The sequence below is a fragment of the Jannaschia marina genome (genome assembly GCF_013404595.1).
In the GTDB taxonomy this organism is placed as follows: domain Bacteria; phylum Pseudomonadota; class Alphaproteobacteria; order Rhodobacterales; family Rhodobacteraceae; genus Jannaschia; species Jannaschia marina.
This window is the reverse complement of sequence record NZ_JABVAX010000007.1, coordinates 32,549-53,569: the sequence shown is the minus strand read 5'-3', so window position 1 is coordinate 53,569 and position 21,021 is coordinate 32,549. Positions and strand designations below refer to the sequence as shown.

Below are 21,021 nucleotides of genomic sequence, written 5' to 3'. Positions count from 1 at the left end.
AATCCCCTTGTAACGTCCGGTCTTGCAACCCATAACCGTGTCAGCATCTACGGTTGACGCGTCGACACGCGGCCCGGATGCGTCGCCCAAGAAATCAGGACCTGGCGACCCATGGAAACATGGGCAGGGTCCACGGCAAAATCAGCGGAACACCCACGCATGAGAAGCAGCAAGTCCCGTTCGCGGAACAAGAACCGTAACCGTAACAATCAGGGCGGTGGCAATATCGTCAACCGCGTGTTCGACAGCTCGGGCCCCGAGGGCAAGGTGCGCGGCACACCGGCGCAGATCATCGAGAAGTACAACCAGCTCGCGCGGGATGCGCAGCTCTCCGGTGACCGTGTCGCCGTCGAGAACTTCCAGCAGCATGCGGAGCATTACACCCGGATGCTGGCCGCCGCGCAGAAGGAAATCGACGCGCGTCAGCAGCAGAACCAGCAAAATCAGCAGAACAACCAGCAGGGTGGCCAGCAGCAGAATAGCCAGTCCGGTGGTGGGCAGCAGAGCGGCGGTGGCCAAGGCCACGGCCAGCAGCAGAGTAGCCAGGAGAACCAGGGCAATCGTCGGCGCGACCGCGGCGGCGAAAAGCGCCCCGACGCACAGGCCGACACCCCCCGCGAGGACGGCCTGGCCGAGGTGATCGACACGGCCGGCGAGAGCGGCCCGGTCGAAACGCCGGAGTCGCAGGAGCCGAAGGCGGAAAAGCCCAAGCGCACCCGCACGCGCAAGAAGGCCCCGGCAAAGGGCGAGCCGGCCAACAGCGAGGCCGCGCCGATCGGCGTCATCGACCCGGCGGAGCCCGCCGCCGAAGGGTGACGCCCTAGCCGCGTGCGACCTCCCGCGCGAGGGCGCACCAGGCTTCGAGCGAGACCTGCTCGGCCCTGTCGGTGGGCGCGATGCCCGCGGCGCGCAACCTGTCCCCCATGTCGGGCGCAAGGCCCTTCAGCGCGGCGCGCAGCATCTTGCGCCGCTGGTTGAAGCCACGCGCGACCACGCGCTCCAGCACGTCCGCCTGGGCCGCGAAGCGCGGCGCGGGCAGGGCCGTCAGGTGGACGACGGCGGAGTGCACCTTGGGCGGTGGGCTGAACGCCTCGGGCGGCAGCGTGAGCGCGATGCGGGCGTCGCAGCGCCACTGCGCGAGGATGGCAAGGCGTCCGTAGGCCTTGGTGCCCGGCCCGGCGACGATGCGCTCCGCGACCTCCTTCTGGAACATGAGCGTCAGGCTTTCCCACGGCGGCGGCCAGGCGGCCGGGGTGAGCCAGCGGACGAGAAGCTCCGTCCCGACGTTGTAGGGCAGGTTCGCGCAGACCCGCCAGGGCGGGGTGAGGTGCGCCGAGACGTCGAGCGCGAGCGCGTCGGCGTTCACGACTTCGAGCCGTCCGGGGTAGGCGGCCGCGATGTCCGCAAGCGCGGGCAGGCAGCGCGCGTCCTTCTCCACGGCAAGCACCTGCGCCGCCCCCTCGGCCAGAAGCCCGCGCGTCAGCCCTCCGGGCCCGGGCCCGACTTCCAGCACCTGCGCGCCGGTGAGATCGCCGCCCACGCGCGCGATCCGCGCGGTGAGGTTGAGGTCGAGGAGAAAGTTCTGCCCGAGTGACTTCTTGGCGCGCAGGCCATGCGCCTCGATCACCTCGCGCAGCGGAGGCAGGTCGTCGATGCCGCTCATGCGGTGCGTCGTCCGGCCATGTCCCAGGCCATGCGGAGTGCCGCGACGATCGACGTCGGGTCGGCGCGGCCCGTCCCCGCGATGTCGAAGGCAGTGCCGTGGTCGGGCGAGGTGCGGATGAAGGGCAGGCCCAGCGTCACGTTCACGCCGCCGGCGAAGTCGATCGTCTTGATCGGGATCAGCGCCTGATCGTGATACATTGCCACGGCGGCGTCGTAGCCCGTGCGGGCGGCCGCGTGGAACATCGTGTCGGCGGGCAGGGGGCCGAAGCAGCCGAGGTCCGGCGCGAGGCGGGCGACGAGACGCTCGATCCAGTCGACCTCCTGCCGGCCCATCGTACCGCCTTCGCCCGCATGGGGGTTGAGCCCCGCGACCGCGATGCGCGGATTCGCGATGCCGAAGTCCCGGCGCAGGCCGGCGTGGGTCACGCGCAGCGCGGTCTCGAGCGTGTCCGGCGTGAGCGCGTCGGGGACCGCGTCGATCGCGATGTGGATCGTCGCCGGCACCACGCGCAGCTCCGGACAGGCGAGCATCATCACCACATCGACGTCGCCGGCGAGCGCGGCAAGGTATTCGGTATGGCCCGGATAGGGGAAATCGGCCCCGTCCTTCAGCGCCTTCTTGTGGATCGGGGCTGTCACCACGCCCGAGGCTTCGCCCGAGCGGGCCAGCTCGACGGCGCGCGCGATGGCGGAGATGACGCCGGCGGCCTGCGCCGGGTCGGGTACGCCGGGTCGCGCCGGGCCGGGAATGTCGTGGGGAAGCACGCAGAGCGCGTCGCTGCCGGCCTCGGAGAGGGAGTCGATGACGTGAAGCTCCACCCCGTGGCCCGTGAAGTGGTCGGGATTGCCCAGCACGAAGAAGGGGATTCCCGCCGCGAGCGCCCGCGCCTTCGCTACGACCTCCGGGCCCACGCCTGCCGGCTCGCCGCAGGTGACGGCGAGCGGCGCGCGTTCACTCGATGATGGCATCGGCCCGCAGCTCCTCCAGGTAGCCCTCGGCATAGCCGGTGAGCCGCTGGTTCAGGAGTTGCTGGCCCAGGGCCTGGAAGGCCTCCTCCGACGGCTCGGAGACCCGGCCGCACATCATCACGAACCGCAGGAATCCGCCGCGCGTGAGCAGGGTAGAGACCTCGCCCTCGTCGAGCTTCGCCAGTTCCTGCCGCAGGTCTGCGGGCAGGTCCGCGGTCGCGCGCACTTCGCGGATGAGCGTGCCTTCGGGAGCCCCCTTCGCCACGCCGTAGAGATCGTCGCACACGTCGACGCGGTCCCGCAGGCGTTGCGCCTCGGCCAGGGCCTCGGGCGTGCGGCCCCCGGGGATGAGGTATTCGGCGTAGTCGATCGACAAGCTCTCGGGCGCGCGCGCCGCGCTCTCGTCGAGATCGCGCAGAAGGAAGAGACCGATGAAGGAGCCGAAGTTCACCGGCTCCGACACTTCGCCAGGTGCGAGGGTCAGAACCTGGCTCGCGATCTGGGGGGCCAGTTCGTTCAGCGGCACGTAATTGAGGCGCCCGCCCGCGCCGGCGGATCGAGCGCGCGAATAGGTGCGCGCAGCGCGCTCGAAGGCGGCCTGTCCCACGATCGTCTCCGAGAGCCGCTGGGCGAGCGCCTGGGTCTCGGCCTGGTTCTCGGGGGTGAGCGGCAGCGCGATCTCGGACAGAAGCACGCGGACGCCGCCACTGCCGTCGCCCCGCGCGAGGGCGCGCTCCACCTCGCCGTCGCTCGGACGGCTCTGGGGACCGAAGCGCTGCTGCACGAAGCGTCGCCAGTAGATGCCGTTGCGCACGAAGTCGCGGAAGGTCTCGGGCGCGACGCCGTTCTGCTCGAGCGCGGCGACGAATTCGTCGGGGGTCAGGTTCGCGCGGCCGGCGAATTCGACCATCCCCTGGTCGAGCTCGTCGGGCGTCAGCGTGACACCGGCCTCGCGCGCGGCCTGCAGCTGCAGCGTCTCGTTGACGAGCACGTCCTTCGCGCTCTCGAAATCGGCGTTCGGGGCCCGCAGGAGTGTGAAGAACTGCGCCCGCTGCTGAACCTGGTAGTTGGTGATCGCCTGCCCGTTGACCGTCGCCGCGGCCGCGAAGGGCTGCTGCGCCTCGGCCCCCGTCACCGTCGCAAGCGCCAGCGTCAGCGCGATGCCGCAGCTTGCCAGAAATTGTCTCATTGCCCGCCCTCTCAAATTCCGCAGCGCCGCCGCCGGTCGCGCCGGTCGTCCGCGCCAAATCCTGCCAGTTCCACGCCCAGCCCGAACCGGGTGGAGGAATCGAGTGTCGTGGTCGATGTGAAGCGCCGCTCCACGTCGAGATCCACCGTCACGCAATCCGACCGGTAGGTCAGCCCGAGGCCGGCGCTGCTGGCATCGTTGGTGATGAAGTCATATCGCCAGTTCACCCGCCCCGTCCAGTCGCCCCCGAGGTCGCGGGCCGCGTCGAGGGCCCATTCGGACGTGTCGATCGGCCGGCCGGCCCCGGCGTCGGCCTCGAGCCAGGTGTAGCGCGTCTCCAGATCGTGCCGGCGGCCGCGCCAGCGCAGGATCGTTTCGGAGCGGGAGAACTCGAGCCCGTCGGAGACGAGCGATCGCTGCATGAACTGGAAGCGGTCGCCATAGCTGGCCTGCGCCGAGACGAGCCAGTCGGAGGCGGTTCCGGCGAGGCCGGTGCCGGGCCGGAACTGTCCGAGATCGTCGTTGCGCCAGACCCGGCCCACCGTGCCCCCGACCGTCCAGCCTGACGGGTCGTAGCGCGTGTAGCTGATCCCGACGTTGAGCCGGTTGCCGAGCTCGCGCGTGTCGCGGCCGGCGAAGCGCGAGATCGAGAAGAGGTTGCCCTCGTCGAACTCGGGCGTGAGGCTGTCCTCGTTGGGGGTGGGGCGGCGGTCGTTCGGCGCGAAGATGACCTGCGCGACCGGTTCGATCACATGGCGCACGCCGCCCGCGCCGGCCTTCGCCAGGGGCAGGCGCACCTCGAGGCCGGCATAGGGGACGGCGCGGACGAAGGTGCCGTCCGGGAAGGTCGGATCCTGACGCACGTTGTAGGCATCGAGATGCAGTCCGGCGAGGCCCGTCCAGACCAGGCCCGCGTCGGTGATCCGGGTGCGTCGCCAGTCGACCGCGGCCGAGGCACGCAGGACGTCGCGCGCCGAATTGGCCGGAAGACCGGGCGGTACGACATCGGCCTCGCGCCGCCGCGCATGGGCCTGCAGCGTCCAGACCATCTGCCCGCCGAGCACGCGCCCCGGCACCCGCCTCTGGCGCTCCACGGTGACGACGGGTGTCGGCTGGAAGCGGTTGCGCTCGCCCTCGCGCAGGGTGTTGAAGGCGATCGCCTCCGCGACGAAGCGATCCTCGCGATCGATCCGGGTGATGGCGATCCGGCTGTCGAGGCGGTCCTTCTCCTCGTCGATGTCGTAGTTGAGCAGGTAGTCGTCGTCGCTCACGAGCTCCAGATCGAATTCGAAGCGATAGCCCCGGGGCAGGGCGAAGGTGCCGTCGGCGAAGAGATAGCCGCGGGTCTCGCCGGGGCGGATTTCGTCGCGGGACAGGGCTCCGACGACTTCGATGCGGCCCGTGTCGAAGGCCTGGCGGTAGCGGAATCCGAGGCTGCGCGTCTCGGAGTTGGTCACGAAGGGGGTGAGCGTCAGGTCGCGCGAGGGGCCGAGGACGATGAAGTAAGGTACGGCGATGCCGGTGCCGAGCAGGTCGTCGGAACTGGGGCGCGGGGCCAGAAAGCCGGTCGCCCGTTCGAGCGTCGGATCGGGCAGGCGCAAGCGCGGGAACCATGCCACCGGCACGCCGGCGACCTCGAAGCGCGCACCCTCGAAATAGAGCTGCCGTTCTTCCCGGTCGTGCACCACGCGCCGCGCGCGGATCTGCCAGAGCGGCACCGGATGCGCCGCGCAGACCTCGCAGGAGGAGGCGACGGTCTGGTAAAGCTGCGTGTAGCGGCCCTCGGCCCCGGTGGCCGCCTCGGTGGCGGCGATCTGCAACTGCTCGTCGAGGACGAGGCGCGCGCCCTGGACGACCGAATTGCGCAGATCCGACGACAGCGATGCGAAATCCGCGATGAGGATCTGGTCGGGCCCGTCGAGCAGCGTCAGCGGGCCTTCGACGACGACCCGGTCCTCGCCGCGCAGATAGGTGACGCGCCGGGCCCGCAGGATGCGGCCGTCGGCGAAGATCTCCACGTTGCCGGAGGCGATGAGCTCGCGCGCGTTGAAGTCGATCCGGTCGGCGACGAGCGTCGCGGGCCCCTCCTGTGCCGTGGCGGCAAGGGGGGCGAGGGCCAGGCAGAGGGCGAGCGCGAGGGCGCGGAAGCGCATCATCCGTCCTCCTTGCGCAGGATGACGCCCGCCGACAGCAGGATCGCAGCGATCGGCGGCGACCAGGCGGCGAGCGCGACGGGAAGCTGCCCGTTCTCGCCGAGGACCTGCGCGAAGTTGCGCAGGAAGAAGACGCCGAAGCCCAGCAGGAGCGCCGTCAGCACGAGAAGGCCCGAGCGTCCCGTGCGCGTGTGGCGCATCGAGAAGGCGGCCCCGATCAGGACCATCGCAGCCAGCATCAGCGGGTTCGCGAGCTCCATCTGCAGCCAGATGCGATGCGACAGCCCCGAGAAGCCGGCGGCATCGAGATCCGCGATGAAGCCAGGAAGCTGGAAGATCGGGATGGAGGAGGGCACGCCGAAACTGTCGCGGATCTGATCCTCCGTCAGGCTGGAGGGGATCGTCGTCGTCGGCATCACCCCGGCGTCCCGCTCCGGATTGTCGGAGGTGCCGAGGGGCCAGAGCTTCGCTTCCTCGAGCCGCCATGCGCCGTCCTGAAGCTCCGCCCGCGCGGCCGAGATGCGCTCGATCGGGCTGCCGTTCTCGTCGAAGGCGAGGAACGTCGCGTCGAAGAGGATCGTCCCGTCGAGAGAGGAGCGGGCGGCGCGGATCACCGTCTGCCCCGATCCGTCGCCCTGGCGCAGCCAGACGCCCTCCTCGCTGACCGAGAGCACGCTGCTCACCCCGGTCTTCCAGCGTGCGATCTCGCGCTCGTACTGGGCCTGTGTGGCCGCCACGATCGGGTTGACGACGATCAGCGCGGCCACCCCGATGAGGATCGCCGCCATGACGGGGGCCATCGCCGCATGCAGGGCCGAGCGGCCGGCGGCGCGGATGACCACCATCTCGGAGGAGCGCGCGAGCGACAGGAAGAGCGCGAGCGTCGAGAGGATCACGATGAGTGGCAAGATCTGGTAGAGCGCGCCCGGCAGGTTGAGCGCGGCCAGACGCAGCCCGTCGGCGAGCCCCGCACCCTCGTCATCGAGGTAGCGCAGCTGTTCCATGAGGTCGATCGGCAGCAGAAGTCCGGTGAAGACGAGGGCTACCACGAGGACGAGCATCGTGAACCGGCGGGCGAGGTAGAGCGACAGGATCATGCGGTGCCCCGCGGCCGCAGGATGCGTGGCCCCCGCGTGTCGCGCCAGACGAGGCCGGCCCCAAGTACAAGTGTCAGGAGTGGCGGTACATAGGTGATCCACCAGAGTTCGCCGTCGCCGCGCGCCGTGTTCTCGGCGGCATTGGCCAGCATCTTCAGCACGATCGCCGCGGTGACCGCTCCGAGGATCTGGCGCCAGAGGCCGAGGCGGGAGTAGCCGCCGAGCATCAGGAAGCCGAGCGCGAGGAGCGGCAGGCCGAAGGCGAAGATCGCCTCCGCGAAGCGCGCGTGCCCCTCGAACCGGAGCTTCGCGGCATCGTCGCCCGTCAGGTCCTGCGTGGCGCGATCGGCGCGCAGCAGCACGGGTGTCGAGAGTTCGCGCGCATCGGGCCGCCGCGTCCCGGACGTGCCGGTGAGGCCGGCGAGGTCGTAGGCGAAATCCTCGAAAGTGGTGGTCACGAGGCTCTGGTCGGCGGTCTGGAGCGTCTGCGCCATACCGTCGAACATCACGAGCCGCGTGCCGCCCGCGGCGCGCACCAGCACCGCGCGCTCGGCGGTATAGGACGTGCGGGTGGCCTCGCTGCGCCGATCCTGAAGGAAGAGGCCGAGAAGCTCTCCCTGCGGCGTGATCTCGCGCACGTAGACGGTGACGCCCGTTCCGGGATGCAGGAATTCCCCCGCCTTCAGGAGCCGGCCGGTCACGTCCTCGGTCACCTCCCGCGAGCGTTCGGCGAGCTCGGCGCGGGAAGCGGGCACGAGCACATGCCCGAGCAGGCTCACGAGGATCGCGACGACGGCCCCGAACATGACGATGGGCCGCGCAAGCCGCCAGGGCGACAGGCCCGTCGTCTGCGCAACGACCATCTCGCTGTCGGCGGAGAAGCGGTTGAGTCCGTAGAGCGCGGCGACGAGGGCCGAGATCGGCAGCACCGCGTAGATCACGTTCGGCAGAGCTAGGGCGGTGAACTCGAGAAATGTCAGGAGGCTGGACCCGCCGGCGATCAGCCGGTCGAAGAGGCCGATGGCCCGATTGACCCAGTAGACCGCGACCAGGACCAGGCTGAAGAAGCCGAAATAGATCAGCAGCTGCCCCGCGAGGTATCGGTCGAAAAGTCTCACGCGTCCCCCCGGAAGCAACACTGCGCCCTTCCTAGCCCGTCCGTGCGGCGCATCAAAGCCCAGATCGCCCGCCGCGGTGCGGAATTGCCACGCGGGCGACGGCGCGGTCTCTGGCATGTCCGCCGGGGCGCGCGTAGGGTCCGCGCGAACGCAGTCTCGCAAGGAGTCCGACATGACCGCACCCGCCTCCGTCAGCTTCGTCCAGACCGATCTCACCGCCCTGGCCGAGGTCGAGGGCGTGATCGCCTGTTTCGTCGCCGCAGACGGCAGCCTCGGGGCGGACGCGCGCCGCCTCAACCGCGTGGCGAAGGGCGCGCTCAAGAGGGCGGTCGCGAGCCCCGCCTTCGATGGCCTCGACGCGGGCGAGGTGCTGGAGCTGGGCTTTCCCGCCGGTTTGTCGGCGAGCACCGTGGCGCTCGTGAAGCTCGACCGGCGGCCGTCGATGATGAAGGCCATGGCCGGGGGCGCGGCGCTGGCGAAACTCCGCGGTTCGCGACCGCTTCTCGTCCTCGCGGGGACGATGCGACGGCTCGGTGACGTCGTTCTGGGCGCGGCGCTGCGGGGCTACGAGTTCGGCGACCACAAGTCCAAGGAGGCGACGCCCGCCGCCGACATCACGGTGATGACCAAGGCCCCGGACGAGGCGGAGGCCGCCTTCGCAGCAGCCCGCGCCCAGGCCGAGGGCGTCTTCCTGACCCGCGATCTGGTGAACGAGCCGTCGAACGTTCTGACGACCACCGAATTCGCCGAGCGGCTGCAAGGGCTGTCGGATCTCGGCGTCAAGGTCGAGGTGCTGGAGGAAGCCGATCTCGAAAAGCTCGGAATGCGCACGCTCCTCGCCGTGGGGCAAGGATCGGAGAGCCCCTCCAAGGTTGTCGTCATGGAATGGCGGGGCGGCGGCGACGAAGCGCCGCTCGCGCTCATCGGCAAGGGCGTCGTCTTCGACACCGGAGGCATCTCGCTCAAGCCCGCCGCGGGCATGGAAGACATGACCATGGACATGGGCGGGGCCGGCACCGTCGCCGGAGCCATGCACACCCTCGCGCGCCGCAAGGCGAAGGCGAGCGTCGTGGGGCTCGTCGGCCTCGTGGAGAACATGCCCGACGGCCGCGCCCAACGCCCGGGCGACGTGGTCAAGTCGATGAAGGGCGACACCGTCGAGGTCATCAACACCGACGCCGAGGGCCGTCTCGTCCTCTGCGACGTGATGTGGTACGCACAGGATCGCTTCGAACCCGCCGCCATGATCGACCTCGCCACGCTGACCGGAGCCATCGTCATCGGTCTCGGCCATGAGAACGCGGGCGTCTTCTCGAACGACGACGCGCTCTGCGATGCCTTCCTGAAGGCCGCGAAGGACACGGGCGAGGGGGCTTGGCGGATGCCGCTGGGCGAAGGCTACGACAAGATGCTCAAATCCCGCGTGGCGGACATGAAGAACATCGGCGGTCGTCCCGCGGGCTCGATCACCGCGGCGCAGTTCCTGCAGCGCTTCGTCAAAGACGAGACGCCCTGGATCCACCTCGACATCGCGGGCGTCGCCTCGGTCTCGAACGGCACGGCGCTCGCGCCCGCGGGGGCCACGGGCTGGGGCGTGCGCGCGCTCGACCAACTGGTCCGCGCCCGGTTCGAGGCAACGGACTGACTTGGGCGACGTCTATTTCTACCACCTGACGCGCAACGCCGTCGACGTCACGCTCGCCTCGCTCCTCAACCGCAGTCTGGCACAATCCTGGCGCGTGGCGGTGCGCGGGGGCGACCCGGCGCGCCTCGACTGGCTCGACGGGCGGCTGTGGCAGGGCGACGGTTTCCTGCCTCACGGGCTGGCCGGCGGCCCGCACGACGCGCGCCAGCCGATCCTGCTGACGACCGGGGCGGCGGACGATCGTGAGTGTCTCATGGCCGTCGACGGGGCCGAGGTCACGCCCGCGGAGGTGGCGGAGAAGACCCGTACCTGCATCCTCTTCGACGGCACCGACGGCGAGGCCGTCGCCCGTGCTCGCACCCAATGGAAGACGCTAACGGACGCGGGCTGCGCCGCCCGCTACTGGTCGGAGGAATCGGGAAAGTGGGAGGAGAAGGCCTCGAAGAACACCGGTGATTGATCGCCCTGGGGGCAGTCGGCTAGCCTGACGTGGATAGCTCCGGAGGCCCCATGAGGCTCGCCCCGCCCACCCCCTTCCTGCCCGTTCCCGATGTCGAGGCGGCCCAAGCCTACTACCGCGACCGGCTCGGCTTCGAGATCGACTGGTACAACGAAGAGGGCCGGATCGGCGGAGTCGCCAACGGCGACTGCGTCATCTTCTTCCGCGCCCAACCGGAGCCCGCGGCCCCGGCGATCTTCTACATCTTCGCCGAGGACGTCGACGCGGCCCACGAAGCGCTCACCGCCCGCGGGGCCGAGATCGTGGAGCCGCTCGAAGACAAGCACTGGGGCCTGCGCCAGTTCACGGTGCAGGACGCCTGGGGAAACCGGTTTCATGTCTTTTGTGATTTGTAAGGAGGGTGAGGTAATTTCGGCGAAAGACCGGCTTGAGCCAATCTTGCCGCTTTCGACAGCACGGCGAATGTCAGGAAGTGTATCATGTATTCTAGTTTTTCCGACTAGACTTTGAAAAGAAAAGTAAATGCACAAACGAAAAAATCGAGAGCGCGAACCCCGGTGTCTAGAGACTAGTTTCGCGTAAACTGCGCGGTGTTGGCCATACAGAAGGATATTCAGTTTGACCGTTAAACCAGCCCGCGCGTAACCCGTAAATTTCGAAGTGGACGCCAGTAAACCACATCGCAGACGCAAAGCCTAATAGCGCGAGATAGCTGTAAGCAAACCGGCGATCTTCTCTGGAGAGCTGTCTCCTGCCGGACTTTGGACTGGCACTAGAAGCAGCATATCTTTGCCTGAAATCACGCTGAAATGCGAAAAATCCGACGAGTACGGTTAAAGCAAATGTGTAGGTAGATAGTCCATATCCAAGACATCCAACAGACCCGGCCCCCAATAGCACAGCGAAACCTTCCATATTTTAAGCTCCTATTCGTCGATTTAAATCAGGAGTGCCAAATCCAGCGCGTACCACTATAGTCGCAATCAAAATCCGTAAGTTAATGCCGACCTTGGCGCGGTCTTCCCGCCTAGCCCTTGACACATTCCTCCAGATCCCCCTTTGGACCAGAGGGGAAGCGTCATTTTCCAATCAGCAACTCCGCTCTCCCCGCGGAAGAGGGGACGGGACGGGTTTGTCGTCCTACCTAATCAATCGCAGAGTGCCGCCTTCGATCTCGATCCGGCCGTAGGTCTCCAGATACGACATCCCCAGGAGCGAAATCCCGAGTTCGCCGTCGCCGACGATGGCCCGGACGTCGCGGTCGACCGTCTCGCCCACCTGCACCTCTTCGAGAAACACCTGCGCCGTCCGGATCGTGCCGTTCGCCGTCTGCGCTTGCCCGAGGTACGCGAGCTCCCGCAGGTCGATGCCCACGGCGCGGGCATCGTCGGCGGAAAGGACGAGGTCGGTCGCGCCGGTGTCGACCACGAAATCGACCGGCGTGTCGTTCACCCGCAGCGTCATGTAGTAGTGCCCGTCCGACCGCCGGGGCAGCTCGATCACCGCGCCGTCCTTGCCCGCGACATAGCTCTGCGACGGCACGAGGGTGCGCGAGATGCTGTCCCAGTTGCCGAAGACGAGCGCCGCGCCGAGGAAGATGAAGAACCAAATCGCCGCCTGCTGCGCCATCTGGCCCATCCGGTGACGGTTGGCGAGGAAGTAGGAGCCCCCGATCACGAGGCCGAAGAGCGTCAGGTAGATGAGGTAGGCGGTATCGTCTCCGGTCATGTTTCCAATCTAGGCAGCGGGGGCGGAGTTACCAGCCCAGGAGCGTGCCGATCCCGTCGAGGACGAACTGCACCGAGAGCGCGGCAAGGAGCATCCCCAGAAGCCGGGTGACGACGTTGGTGCCCGTCGCGCCGAGCATCCGCTCGATCGGTGTGGCCAACAGGAAAAAGGCGAAGACCACGGCGATCACGGCCACCATGACGCCGATCGCCTGCGCCGCCCCGAGGGGGCTCGCCCCGTCGGTCAGCAGGATCATCGTGGCGATGGCACCGGGCCCCGCGATGAGCGGCAGCGCGAGCGGGAAGACCGAGGGGTCGGAGGTCGGCTCCTCCGCGCGGCCCTCGCGCTTCGGCTGGCGCTTCTCGAAGAGCATTTCGAGCGCGGTGAGGAAGAGGAGGAGCCCGCCGGCGATGCGGAAGGCCGGCATGGAGATGCCGAGGAAGTTCAGGATCGACTCGCCGAGGAGAGCGAAGGCCACCAGCAGCCCGATGGCGATCACGCAGGCCCGCACGGCGATGGCCCGACGCTGGCGCGGGGACATGCCTGCCGTCATGGCGATGAAGATCGGGGCGAGACCGATCGGATCGATCACCACGAAGAGCGCCGTGAAGGCGGTGGCGGCCTCGGTCAGCGTCATTGCTGCGCCCTCTCGAGCGTCTCCATCGCGCCCATCCAGAGGCTCTCGGCGCGGTCGGCGGCCTCCATCACCTCGGCGTACTTGCGGTTCCAGGTTTCGAGCTCACCCTGCCGTCCGTCGTCGTAGAGCGCCGGATCGGCCAGCTTCTTCGCCAGCTTCTCGCGCATCTCCTCGATCTTGGCGACGCGCGCTTCTGCCTTGCGCACCTCGGACTTCAGTTCCTGCAGCCGGTCGCGGCTCACCGGTTTCTTCGGTTTCTCCTTCGGGGCCTTCTCGGGCTTCTCGTCGCCCGACAGGAGGAGCTTGCGATAGCTCTCGAGGTCGCCGTCGTAGGGCGCGACGGTGCCCTGCTTCACGATCCAGAGCCGGTCGGCGACGAGGCTCAGGAGGTGCATGTCGTGGCTCACGAGGACGACCGCGCCCGTATAGGCCGTCAGTGCCTCGACCAGCGCCTCGCGGCTTTCGATGTCGAGGTGGTTGGTCGGCTCGTCGAGGATGAGCATATGCGGCGCGTCGAGCGTGGCGAGCAGGAGGCTAAGCCGCGCCTTCTGACCGCCCGAGAGCTTCGCCACCCGCGTCTCGGCCTGCTCCACGCCGAGGCCGAAGCCGGCGAGGCGCGCGCGCAGCTTCGCCGGCGGCTCGCCGGGGCGTTCGCGGCGGATATGGTCGAGCGGGGTCTCGTCGACGTGCAGCTCGTCCACCTGATGCTGGGCGAAATAGCCGATCCGGAGCTTGCCGGACGCGATGCGCGCGCCTTGAAGCGTGTGAAGCCTGTCCGACAAGAGTTTGGAAAGCGTGGATTTCCCCTCGCCGTTGCGGCCGAGGAGGGCGATGCGGTCGTCCTGGTCGATCCGCACGTTCAGACGCTGCAGCACGGCCTTGCCGTCATAGCCCGTCGCGGCCGCGTCGAGGCGCAGGATGGGCGGGGCCATGTCCTCGGGCTGGGGGAAGGTGAAGACGGTGCGCGCGGCGTCCTCCGGCGCGCGGATCGTCTCCATGCGTTCGAGCATCTTGACCCGGCTCTGCGCCTGTTTCGCCTTGCTGGCCTTGGCCTTGAAGCGGTCGACGAAGGCCTGCAGATGCGCGCGCCGGGCCTCCTGCTTGGCGGCTTCGGCGGCCTGACCCGCGCGCTTCTCGGCGCGCGCCTTCACGAACTGGTCGTAGCTGCCGCTGTAGTAGGTCAGTCCGCGGTCCGCGAGGTGCAGGATTCCCCCGACGGCGCGGTTCAGGAGGCCGCGGTCGTGGCTGATGATGATGACCGTATGGGGGTATTTCGCGAGGTAGCTTTCGAGCCAGAGCGCCCCCTCGAGGTCGAGGTAGTTCGTCGGCTCGTCGAGGAGCAGCAGGTCCGGCTGCGCAAAGAGAACGCCGGCCAGGGCCACGCGCATCCGCCAGCCGCCCGAATAGTCGGAGCAGGGCCGGCCCTGCTCGTGAACATCGAAGCCCAACCCCTTGAGAATGCTGGAGGCGCGTGCCTCGCCCGACCAGGCGTCGATGTCCTGAAGGCGGGTCTGCACCTCGGCGATGCGGGCCGGGTCGGTCACCGTCTCGGCCTCGGCCATGAGGGCGGCGCGCTCGGTGTCGGCATCGAGCACGGTCTGCAGCACCGTCACGTCAGACGACGGCACCTCCTGCGCGACACCGCCGATGCGCGCACGGCTCGGGAGGGAGATGTCGCCGCCGTCGAGGGTCAGCTCGCCGCGGATCAGCTTGAAGAGCGTCGTCTTGCCCGTGCCGTTGCGCCCGACGAGGCCGACCTTGTGGCCTTCGGGGATCGTGGCGCTGGCCCCTTCGAAGAGCGGGCGTCCCGCGACGGAATAGCTGAGATCGGTAATCTGGAGCATGGGGCTGCCATGACGGCCCGGACGCCCCCCGTCAACACCCGGTTTCCTTTGTCCCACACCCCTGATATGGCCCGCGCCAAATCACACCAAAGGAGACCGGCATGGCCCTGGAACGCACCTTCTCGATCATCAAGCCCGACGCCACCAAGCGCAACCTGACCGGCCAGATCGTCGCCAAGTTCGAGGAGGCCGGCCTGCGCGTCGTCGCCCAGAAGCGGATCCAGCTGACGCTGAAGCAGGCGCAGACGTTCTACGGCGTCCACAAGGAGCGGCCCTTCTTCGACGAGCTCTGCGAGTTCATGATCTCCGAGCCGATCGTCGTTCAGGTGCTCGAAGGCGAGAACGCCATCGCTAAGAACCGCGAAGTCATGGGCGCGACCAATCCGGCCGAGGCGGCCGACGGCACGATCCGCAAGGAATTCGCCCTGTCGATCGGCGAGAACTCGGTGCACGGCTCCGACGCGCCGGAGACGGCCAAGGAGGAGATCGCCTACTTCTTCTCCGGTCTCGAACTCGTCGGCTGAGATCCGGCACAAGCGAACGAGAAGGGGCCTGCGGGCTCCTTTTTCTTTGGCTGCGGCAATTCGCGGAACCCGGTCTCCGGCCCGGGGTTCTCTTTCGAAGGAGCCGCCATGACCCATCCCGCCACGCCCCCGCAACTTGCCGCGAGCGGCACCGAGGCCACCCGTGCGGCCGGTCGGGAGGACGACGCGGCCGCGAGTGCCGCCGCGGCGAAGCTCGGCGATCTGGCCGCAGCCCTGCATCAGGCGCAGGCCAATATCGACGTCGAGGGAAAGCCGCAGGCGGAGGTCGACATCCTCGTGCGCTGGTCGGACGCGCTTCGTGCGGCGCGGGCCGCGGTGGCCGAGCTGCGGGTTCGGACCGGACACGGCGTGGGCGAGGGTGGCGGAACGCTGGAAGGCCTGCGCGGCATCATGGCGCGCGGCGACCTGCGGACGCTGGTGCGCGACGGCAACCGCTTGCTCGACCTCTTCGCCGCGGCGATCGAGGCGCAGGCGTCGGACGTGCCACGGCAAGAGTTGCAGGACCACGAGCGCATCGTCGTGCGCATCGTGAACGCCGCGCAGGATCGGCTCGACGGCGTCTGACACCCGCATTTGCCTCGCCCGCGATTGCCAAGTCCGGGCGGGCGCGATAGCGCCGGTTCCATGACCGATCCGCTCTCGACACACCTGCGCCGCACGCTCGTGCTGGGCCTGCCGCTCGTCGGCAGTCAGGTCGGGCAGGTGCTGATCGGTCTGACCGATACGCTGATGCTCGGGCGCTACTCTATCGAGGCGCTGGCGGCCTCGACCATCAGCCACTCGGCCTTCTTCACGCTCTTCGTCCTCGGGTCGGGCTTCGCCGTGGCCTGTATGCCGCTCGCCGCCAGTGCCCTCGGGCAGGACGACGAGACGCAGGTGCGGCGCGTGGCGCGCATGGGGTTGTGGTTCTCGGTGCTTACCGGCCTAGCCATGATGCCGCTCTTCGTCTGGTCGGAGCCGCTTCTGCTGCTGCTTGGACAGACCGACGTGGTCGCCGAGGGCGGGCAGGCCTATCTGCGCATCGCGGGCTGGGGCATGGTGCCGGCGCTCCTGCTGGCGACGCTACGCTCGCATCTCTCCGCGCTTGAGCGCACGCGGATCGTCTTCTGGGCGACCATGGCGGCGGCGGGTCTGAACGTCGTGGTCAACTGGCTCCTGATCTTCGGCAACCTCGGCTTCCCGGAACTGGGCCTTCGCGGCGCGGCCATCGCCTCGGTCGGGGTGCAGGTGCTCTCGGCGGGCATCCTCGCCCTCTACGCGGCGCGCGGGCCGCAGATGGCGCGGTTCGAGCTGTTCCGGAACCTGCATCGCCCCGACTGGCCCATCTTTGCCGACATCTTCCGCCTCGGCCTGCCGGTCGGCCTGACGCACGTGTCGGAGTCGGGGCTCTTCGCGGCATCGGCGGTGATGATGGGCTGGATCGGGACGGTCCCGCTCGGGGCGCATGGCATCGCCATCGGCGTCGCGGCGCTGACGTTCATGGTGCACATGGGACTCAGTCAGGCGGCAACGGTCCGGGTGGGCCGCGCCTGGGGGCAGGGGGATGCCCCGGGGCTCAGGCGTGCAGCCCTCGCGGCGGCGCTCCTCTCGGGGGGGGCGGTGGCGGCGTCGCTCGTGCTTTACCTCGGCTTCGGGGAGGAGATCGTGCGCCTCTTCCTCGACCGCGACGACCCGGAGGCCCCGCAGATCCTGGCGCTTGGCGTCACGCTTCTGGCGTTTGCCGCGCTGTTCCAGCTCGTGGACGCGGGGCAGGTCATGGCGCTCGGCTTCCTGCGCGGGGTGCAGGATACGCGGGTGCCGATGATCTATGCGATCATCTCCTACTGGCTTGTCGGCATCCCCGTCTCCTACGGTCTCGGGTTCATCGCCAGGCTCGGGCCGGAGGGCATCTGGCTCGGCCTCGTCGCGGGTCTTCTGGCGGCGACGGTGGCCTTGATGGCGCGGTTCCTGCGGATCACCGCGCCCATGGCCGTCACATCGAGAAGCTGACCCCACAGCCGCAGCTTGACGACGCGTTCGGGTTTTCGATGGTGAAGCGCGCACCGATCAGCTCTTCGGTGAAGTCGATGGTCGCGCCACCGAGGAACGGCAGGGAGACTTCGTCGACGACGACCTTCTCGCCCGATCCTTCCAGCACGGTATCGCCTTCGGCCACGTCGTCGAGTTCGATCTGGTACTGGAAGCCCGAGCAGCCGCCGCCCTCCACCGCGACGCGCAGGGCCTTGCCCTGTTCGGCGGCCCCGATCTCCGAGAGGCGCTCGAAGGCGCGGGGGGTGACGCGGGGGGGAAGGGACAGGTCCATGGTCGCCTCGGGGCTGTGCATTGCCGACACGCCCGATATATGGGACGCGACCGACCTTTCCAAGTGAGCCCGATGCCCGCTCCCTTCGCCAGCGACCCCGCCCGGACCCGCGGACGCCTCCACCCCGAGGACGAGAGCCGCCACCGCTCGCCTTTCCAGCGGGACCGCGACCGCATCATCCATTCGAGCGCCTTCCGCCGCCTGAAGCACAAGACGCAGGTCTTCATCGAGCACGAGGGGGATTACTTCCGCACGCGGCTCACCCATTCCATCGAGGTGGCGCAGGTTGCGCGGACGATTTCCAAGCATCTGGGCCTCGACATGGAACTGACGGAGGGCGTGGCGCTCGCGCATGACCTCGGGCACACGCCCTTCGGCCACACCGGTGAGGAGGCGCTCGACCGGCTGATGGCCCCCTACGGCGGGTTCGACCACAACGCGCAGGCCTTGCGGATCGTGACCTCGCTGGAGCGGCACTACGCCGATTGGGACGGGCTGAACCTCACCTGGGAAACCCTTGAGGGGATTGCGAAACACAATGGCCCGGTCGGGCATCCAGTGCCCTATGCGCTGGCCGAATACGACGCGCGCCACGATCTGGAGTTGCACACCCACGCCAGCGCCGAGGCGCAGGTGGCCGCGCTTTCGGACGACATCGCCTACAACAACCACGACCTGCACGACGGCCTGCGCGCAGAGCTCTTCTCGACCGACGAACTGGCCGCGCTTCCGGTCCTGCGGGAATGCTTCGCCGAGGTCGATGCGACCTGGCCCGGGCTCAACTACTACCGCCGCCGGCACGAGGCGTTGCGGCGCTTCTTCGGCGTTCTGGTCGAGGACGTGATCGAGGTCACCGAGCGCAACCTCGCCGACCTCGCCCCCGAAAGCGTCGCGGACGTGCGCGCGGCGGGACGGATGATGGTGCAGTTCTCGCCCGGCCTCTGGTCGGATCTGAAGGTGATCCGGGCGTTTCTCTTCGAGCGGATGTACCGTGCGCCCACGGTCGTCGAGATGCGTCGGCAGGTGACGCAGGTGGTCGACGATCTGTTCCCGTTCTTCATGGTCAACACGGGCGAGTTGCCCAAGCAGTGGCGCAAGGACGTGGAGGACGCCTCGGGCGAGACGGAACTGGCGCGGCTCGTATCGGACTACATCGCCGGCATGACCGACCGCTTCGCGCTGCAGTGTCATGCGCGGCTTCTGGGGTAGGTCGGTCCGGTGGAAATCCGCCGGCGGCCTGGCGGGCTTCTGCCGGCGCTGTGGCGGCTCCGCTTGCACCTGACACGCCGGGCCTCCACGTCCTGCGGGACAGACAACAGGAGACCGCCCATGCGCGCCCCAGCAACCTTCGCCCTGATCCTCGCGCTCGCACCGAGTGCCGCGCTCGCCCAGACCGCTCCGAAGGACGGCACCTGGACCTCCGCGCCCCGCGATGTGGCCGTGGGCGACGCCTGCCCGGCGGACATGCGCCCGGGCCTCGAGCAGATGGCCGCGCAGGCGTCGCAGCCGAGCACGACGGAGATGACCTGGAACGGGGCCTTCGATCCGACGCAGGCCGATCTCGGGGCCGGTCAGGAAGGGATCGAATGGACGCAGGTGGACGACGTGACCTGGGACGGCACGATCAACCTGCCGCAGGACGGCGGCCAACTCGGCACGACGCGGCTCACCCTCGTCTCCGACAGCGAGATCACGTCGCAGACGACCATGTCCATCGCCGCGATGATGGCCGCGCAGGGCCAGGCCAATCCGGCGCTCGAGGGCTGCGAGCTTTCGATGACGGTCGATCTCACCCACGGCGGCTGACGCCTTCCGGCGCGCCGCATCCACCCATGCGGCGCGTTGAACCCCACGCGGGGCGGCGCTAGAGGGGGGCAACCCCTCATAGGACCGACCGCGATGAACCTCTTTTCCGACATTCGTGCCCTGACCGTCGACGCGCTTTCCGAACTCGCGCGTGACGGGGTGATCCCCGAGGGGCTCGCCACCGACAACGTCTCGGTCGAGCCACCGCGCGACCCGGCGCATGGCGACATGGCGACGAATGCAGCGATGGTTCTGGCGAAGCCCGCGAAGATGAAGCCGCGTGACATCGCCGAGGCGCTGTCCGCGAAACTCGCCGCCGACCCGCGCGTGGCGAGCGCCGAGGTCGCGGGGCCGGGGTTCCTGAACATCCGCCTCGACGGCGCGGTCTGGACAGAGGTCGTGCGCCGCGTCCTCGAGACGGGCACCGATTTCGGTCGCTCGGATGTGGGGCAGGGGACGAGGATCAACGTCGAGTACGTCTCGGCCAACCCCACCGGCCCGCTCCACGTCGGCCACACGCGCGGCGCGGTCTTCGGGGACGCGCTGGCCAGCCTGCTCGACTTCGCGGGCCATGAGGTGACGCGCGAATACTACATCAACGACGGCGGCGCGCAGGTCGACGTGCTCGCGCGGTCGGTCTACCTGCGCTACCTCGAGGCACACGGGCAGGCGGTGGAATTTCCCGACGGCACCTATCCCGGCGATTACCTGAAGCCCGTGGGCGAGGCGCTCAAGGCGAAGGTCGGCGATGCCTTCCTCGACAAGGGCGAGCAGTTCTGGCTCGCCGAAGTACGGGACTTCGCAACCGACGCGATGATGGACCTCATCCGCAGCGACCTTGCCGCGCTCGGCGTTGAGATGGACGTCTTCTCTTCCGAGAAGGCCCTCTACGGCACCGGCCAGATCGAGGGCGCGATCGAGAGCTTGCGCGACAAGGGCCTGATCTACCGCGGCACGCTGGAGCCGCCCAAGGGCAAGCTGCCCGAGGATTGGGAGCCGCGCGAGCAGACGCTCTTCAAGTCGACCGACTACGGCGACGACGTCGACCGGCCGATCCAGAAGTCGGACGGCGGCTGGACCTATTTCGCTCCCGACATCGCCTATCACTACGACAAGGTGAACCGGGGCTTCGACGCATTGATCGACGTCTTCGGCGCGGATCACGGTGGCTACGTCAAGCGGATGAAGGCGGCAGTCGCTGCGCTCTCGGACAATGCCGTGCCCCTCGACATCAAGCTGACGCAACTCGTGAAGCTGACGCGCGGGGGCCAGCAACTCAAGATGTCGAAACGGGCCGGCACCTTCGTGACGCTCGCCGATGTGGTCGAGATGGTGGGCCGCGACGTGACGCGCTTCGTGATGCTGACCCGCAAGAACGACGCGCCGCTCGATTTCGACGTCGACAAGGTGCTGGAGCAATCCAAGGACAACCCGGTCTACTACGTGCAATATGCCCATGCCCGCGTCGCCTCCGTGCTGCGCAAGGCTGTGGATCATGGCATCAATGTGGCCGACGCCGATCTGGCGCGGGTGGACCTGTCACATCTGGGCCACGCCTCGGAGCAGGCGCTCGCCGCCAAGGTCGCCGAGTGGCCGCGGCTTGTCGAGATTGCGGCGCGCACCCACGAGCCCCATCGCGTGGCCTTCTATCTATATGATTTGGCCTCGGCGCTGCACGCCCACTGGAACCGCGGCAACGAAGAGCCGGCCCTGCGATTCCTGCAGGACGACCGATCGGCGAGTTCCGCCAAGATCGCCCTTGCGCGCTCGGTCGCGATTGTAATCGCGGCGGGCCTTGGTATCTTGGGCGTCGAACCCGCAGAAGAGATGCGCTGAGCGCCGTCACGACGGCCTTCAAGCCAC

Annotated in this window: 20 protein-coding genes; 10 read left to right on the top strand and 10 right to left on the bottom strand. The window is 68.5% G+C overall.

The features are described 5' to 3' along the window. The first annotated feature begins 159 nt into the window (after positions 1–159). Positions 160–816, top strand: coding sequence for a DUF4167 domain-containing protein (locus tag HSX43_RS12820; protein WP_179380537.1), 657 nt, complete (start codon positions 160–162; stop codon positions 814–816). A 4-nt stretch (positions 817–820) separates the two neighbouring features. Here HSX43_RS12820 and rsmA read toward each other — a convergent pair whose 3' ends face one another. From rsmA to lptF, 6 genes are read right to left on the bottom strand one after another with little or no spacing between them, the layout of a single operon-like run. Beyond that, the gene (gene rsmA, locus HSX43_RS12815; RefSeq protein ID WP_179380536.1) at positions 821–1,663 is read right to left on the bottom strand and encodes a 16S rRNA (adenine(1518)-N(6)/adenine(1519)-N(6))-dimethyltransferase RsmA; all 843 of its coding nucleotides are present in this window, start codon (positions 1,661–1,663) and stop codon (positions 821–823) included. Next, positions 1,660–2,634, bottom strand: a complete 975-nt coding sequence (gene pdxA, locus HSX43_RS12810) for a 4-hydroxythreonine-4-phosphate dehydrogenase PdxA (protein WP_179380535.1) — start codon at positions 2,632–2,634, stop codon at positions 1,660–1,662. The genes rsmA and pdxA overlap by 4 nt, the downstream gene beginning before the upstream one ends. After that, a complete protein-coding gene (locus HSX43_RS12805) occupies positions 2,618–3,823 on the bottom strand; it encodes a peptidylprolyl isomerase (RefSeq protein ID WP_179380534.1) in 1,206 nt (401 codons plus the stop codon). Before HSX43_RS12805 ends, pdxA begins: the two co-directional genes overlap by 17 nt. A gap of 11 nt (positions 3,824–3,834) precedes the next feature. Further along, on the bottom strand, positions 3,835–5,976 hold the full coding sequence (locus HSX43_RS12800; RefSeq protein ID WP_179380533.1) for an LPS-assembly protein LptD: 2,142 nt from the start codon (positions 5,974–5,976) through the stop codon (positions 3,835–3,837). Further along, the gene (gene lptG / locus HSX43_RS12795; protein ID WP_179380532.1) at positions 5,976–7,073 is read right to left on the bottom strand and encodes an LPS export ABC transporter permease LptG; all 1,098 of its coding nucleotides are present in this window, start codon (positions 7,071–7,073) and stop codon (positions 5,976–5,978) included. The genes HSX43_RS12800 and lptG overlap by 1 nt, the downstream gene beginning before the upstream one ends. After that, the gene (gene lptF, locus HSX43_RS12790; RefSeq protein ID WP_179380531.1) at positions 7,070–8,191 is read right to left on the bottom strand and encodes an LPS export ABC transporter permease LptF; all 1,122 of its coding nucleotides are present in this window, start codon (positions 8,189–8,191) and stop codon (positions 7,070–7,072) included. Before lptF ends, lptG begins: the two co-directional genes overlap by 4 nt. A 172-nt stretch (positions 8,192–8,363) precedes the next feature. Between lptF and HSX43_RS12785 the strand changes: the two genes are divergently transcribed. Genes HSX43_RS12785 through HSX43_RS12775 form a run of 3 tightly spaced genes read left to right on the top strand, consistent with a single transcriptional unit; the run spans position 8,364 to position 10,691 of the window. Further along, positions 8,364–9,836 carry a leucyl aminopeptidase gene (locus HSX43_RS12785; protein ID WP_179380530.1) on the top strand — a complete coding sequence of 491 codons (1,473 nt, stop codon included), beginning with the start codon at positions 8,364–8,366 and terminating at the stop codon, positions 9,834–9,836. A 1-nt stretch (position 9,837) separates the two neighbouring features. After that, positions 9,838–10,296, top strand: a complete 459-nt coding sequence (locus HSX43_RS12780) for a DNA polymerase III subunit chi (RefSeq protein ID WP_179380529.1) — start codon at positions 9,838–9,840, stop codon at positions 10,294–10,296. Positions 10,297–10,346: 50 nt separating this feature from the next. Then, positions 10,347–10,691, top strand: coding sequence for a VOC family protein (locus HSX43_RS12775; RefSeq protein WP_179380528.1), 345 nt, complete (start codon positions 10,347–10,349; stop codon positions 10,689–10,691). Between the two features lie 745 nt (positions 10,692–11,436). Here HSX43_RS12775 and HSX43_RS12770 read toward each other — a convergent pair. From HSX43_RS12770 to HSX43_RS12760, 3 genes are read right to left on the bottom strand one after another with little or no spacing between them, the layout of a single operon-like run. Next, on the bottom strand, positions 11,437–12,024 hold the full coding sequence (locus HSX43_RS12770; protein WP_179380527.1) for a retropepsin-like aspartic protease family protein: 588 nt from the start codon (positions 12,022–12,024) through the stop codon (positions 11,437–11,439). Between the two features lie 28 nt (positions 12,025–12,052). Further along, positions 12,053–12,661, bottom strand: coding sequence for a MarC family protein (locus HSX43_RS12765; RefSeq protein ID WP_179380526.1), 609 nt, complete (start codon positions 12,659–12,661; stop codon positions 12,053–12,055). Continuing rightward, positions 12,658–14,505, bottom strand: coding sequence for an ABC-F family ATP-binding cassette domain-containing protein (locus HSX43_RS12760; protein WP_179380525.1), 1,848 nt, complete (start codon positions 14,503–14,505; stop codon positions 12,658–12,660). Before HSX43_RS12760 ends, HSX43_RS12765 begins: the two co-directional genes overlap by 4 nt. 101 nt (positions 14,506–14,606) lie before the next feature. On the opposite strand from HSX43_RS12760, the gene ndk reads away from it, so the two are divergent. From ndk to HSX43_RS12745, 3 genes are all read left to right on the top strand, one after another. Continuing rightward, positions 14,607–15,029, top strand: coding sequence for a nucleoside-diphosphate kinase (gene ndk, locus HSX43_RS12755; protein ID WP_179380524.1), 423 nt, complete (start codon positions 14,607–14,609; stop codon positions 15,027–15,029). Between the two features lie 108 nt (positions 15,030–15,137). Continuing rightward, the gene (locus HSX43_RS12750) at positions 15,138–15,614 is read left to right on the top strand and encodes a hypothetical protein (RefSeq protein WP_179380523.1); all 477 of its coding nucleotides are present in this window, start codon (positions 15,138–15,140) and stop codon (positions 15,612–15,614) included. Positions 15,615–15,674: 60 nt separating this feature from the next. Then, positions 15,675–17,039, top strand: coding sequence for an MATE family efflux transporter (locus HSX43_RS12745; RefSeq protein ID WP_179380522.1), 1,365 nt, complete (start codon positions 15,675–15,677; stop codon positions 17,037–17,039). Here the strand turns inward: HSX43_RS12745 and HSX43_RS12740 are convergent. Continuing rightward, complete coding sequence (locus tag HSX43_RS12740) at positions 17,023–17,346, bottom strand: HesB/IscA family protein (RefSeq protein ID WP_179380677.1); 324 nt, start codon at positions 17,344–17,346, stop codon at positions 17,023–17,025. The genes HSX43_RS12745 and HSX43_RS12740 overlap by 17 nt on opposite strands. A gap of 78 nt (positions 17,347–17,424) precedes the next feature. On the opposite strand from HSX43_RS12740, the gene HSX43_RS12735 reads away from it, so the two are divergent. The 3 genes from HSX43_RS12735 (at position 17,425) to argS (ending at position 20,994) form a co-directional block, all read left to right on the top strand. Beyond that, positions 17,425–18,561 carry a deoxyguanosinetriphosphate triphosphohydrolase gene (locus HSX43_RS12735; RefSeq protein ID WP_179380521.1) on the top strand — a complete coding sequence of 379 codons (1,137 nt, stop codon included), beginning with the start codon at positions 17,425–17,427 and terminating at the stop codon, positions 18,559–18,561. 120 nt (positions 18,562–18,681) lie between these two features. After that, the gene (locus HSX43_RS12730; RefSeq protein ID WP_179380520.1) at positions 18,682–19,158 is read left to right on the top strand and encodes a hypothetical protein; all 477 of its coding nucleotides are present in this window, start codon (positions 18,682–18,684) and stop codon (positions 19,156–19,158) included. Between the two features lie 93 nt (positions 19,159–19,251). Continuing rightward, complete coding sequence (gene argS / locus HSX43_RS12725; RefSeq protein WP_179380519.1) at positions 19,252–20,994, top strand: arginine--tRNA ligase; 1,743 nt, start codon at positions 19,252–19,254, stop codon at positions 20,992–20,994. Positions 20,995–21,021 lie beyond the last annotated feature (27 nt).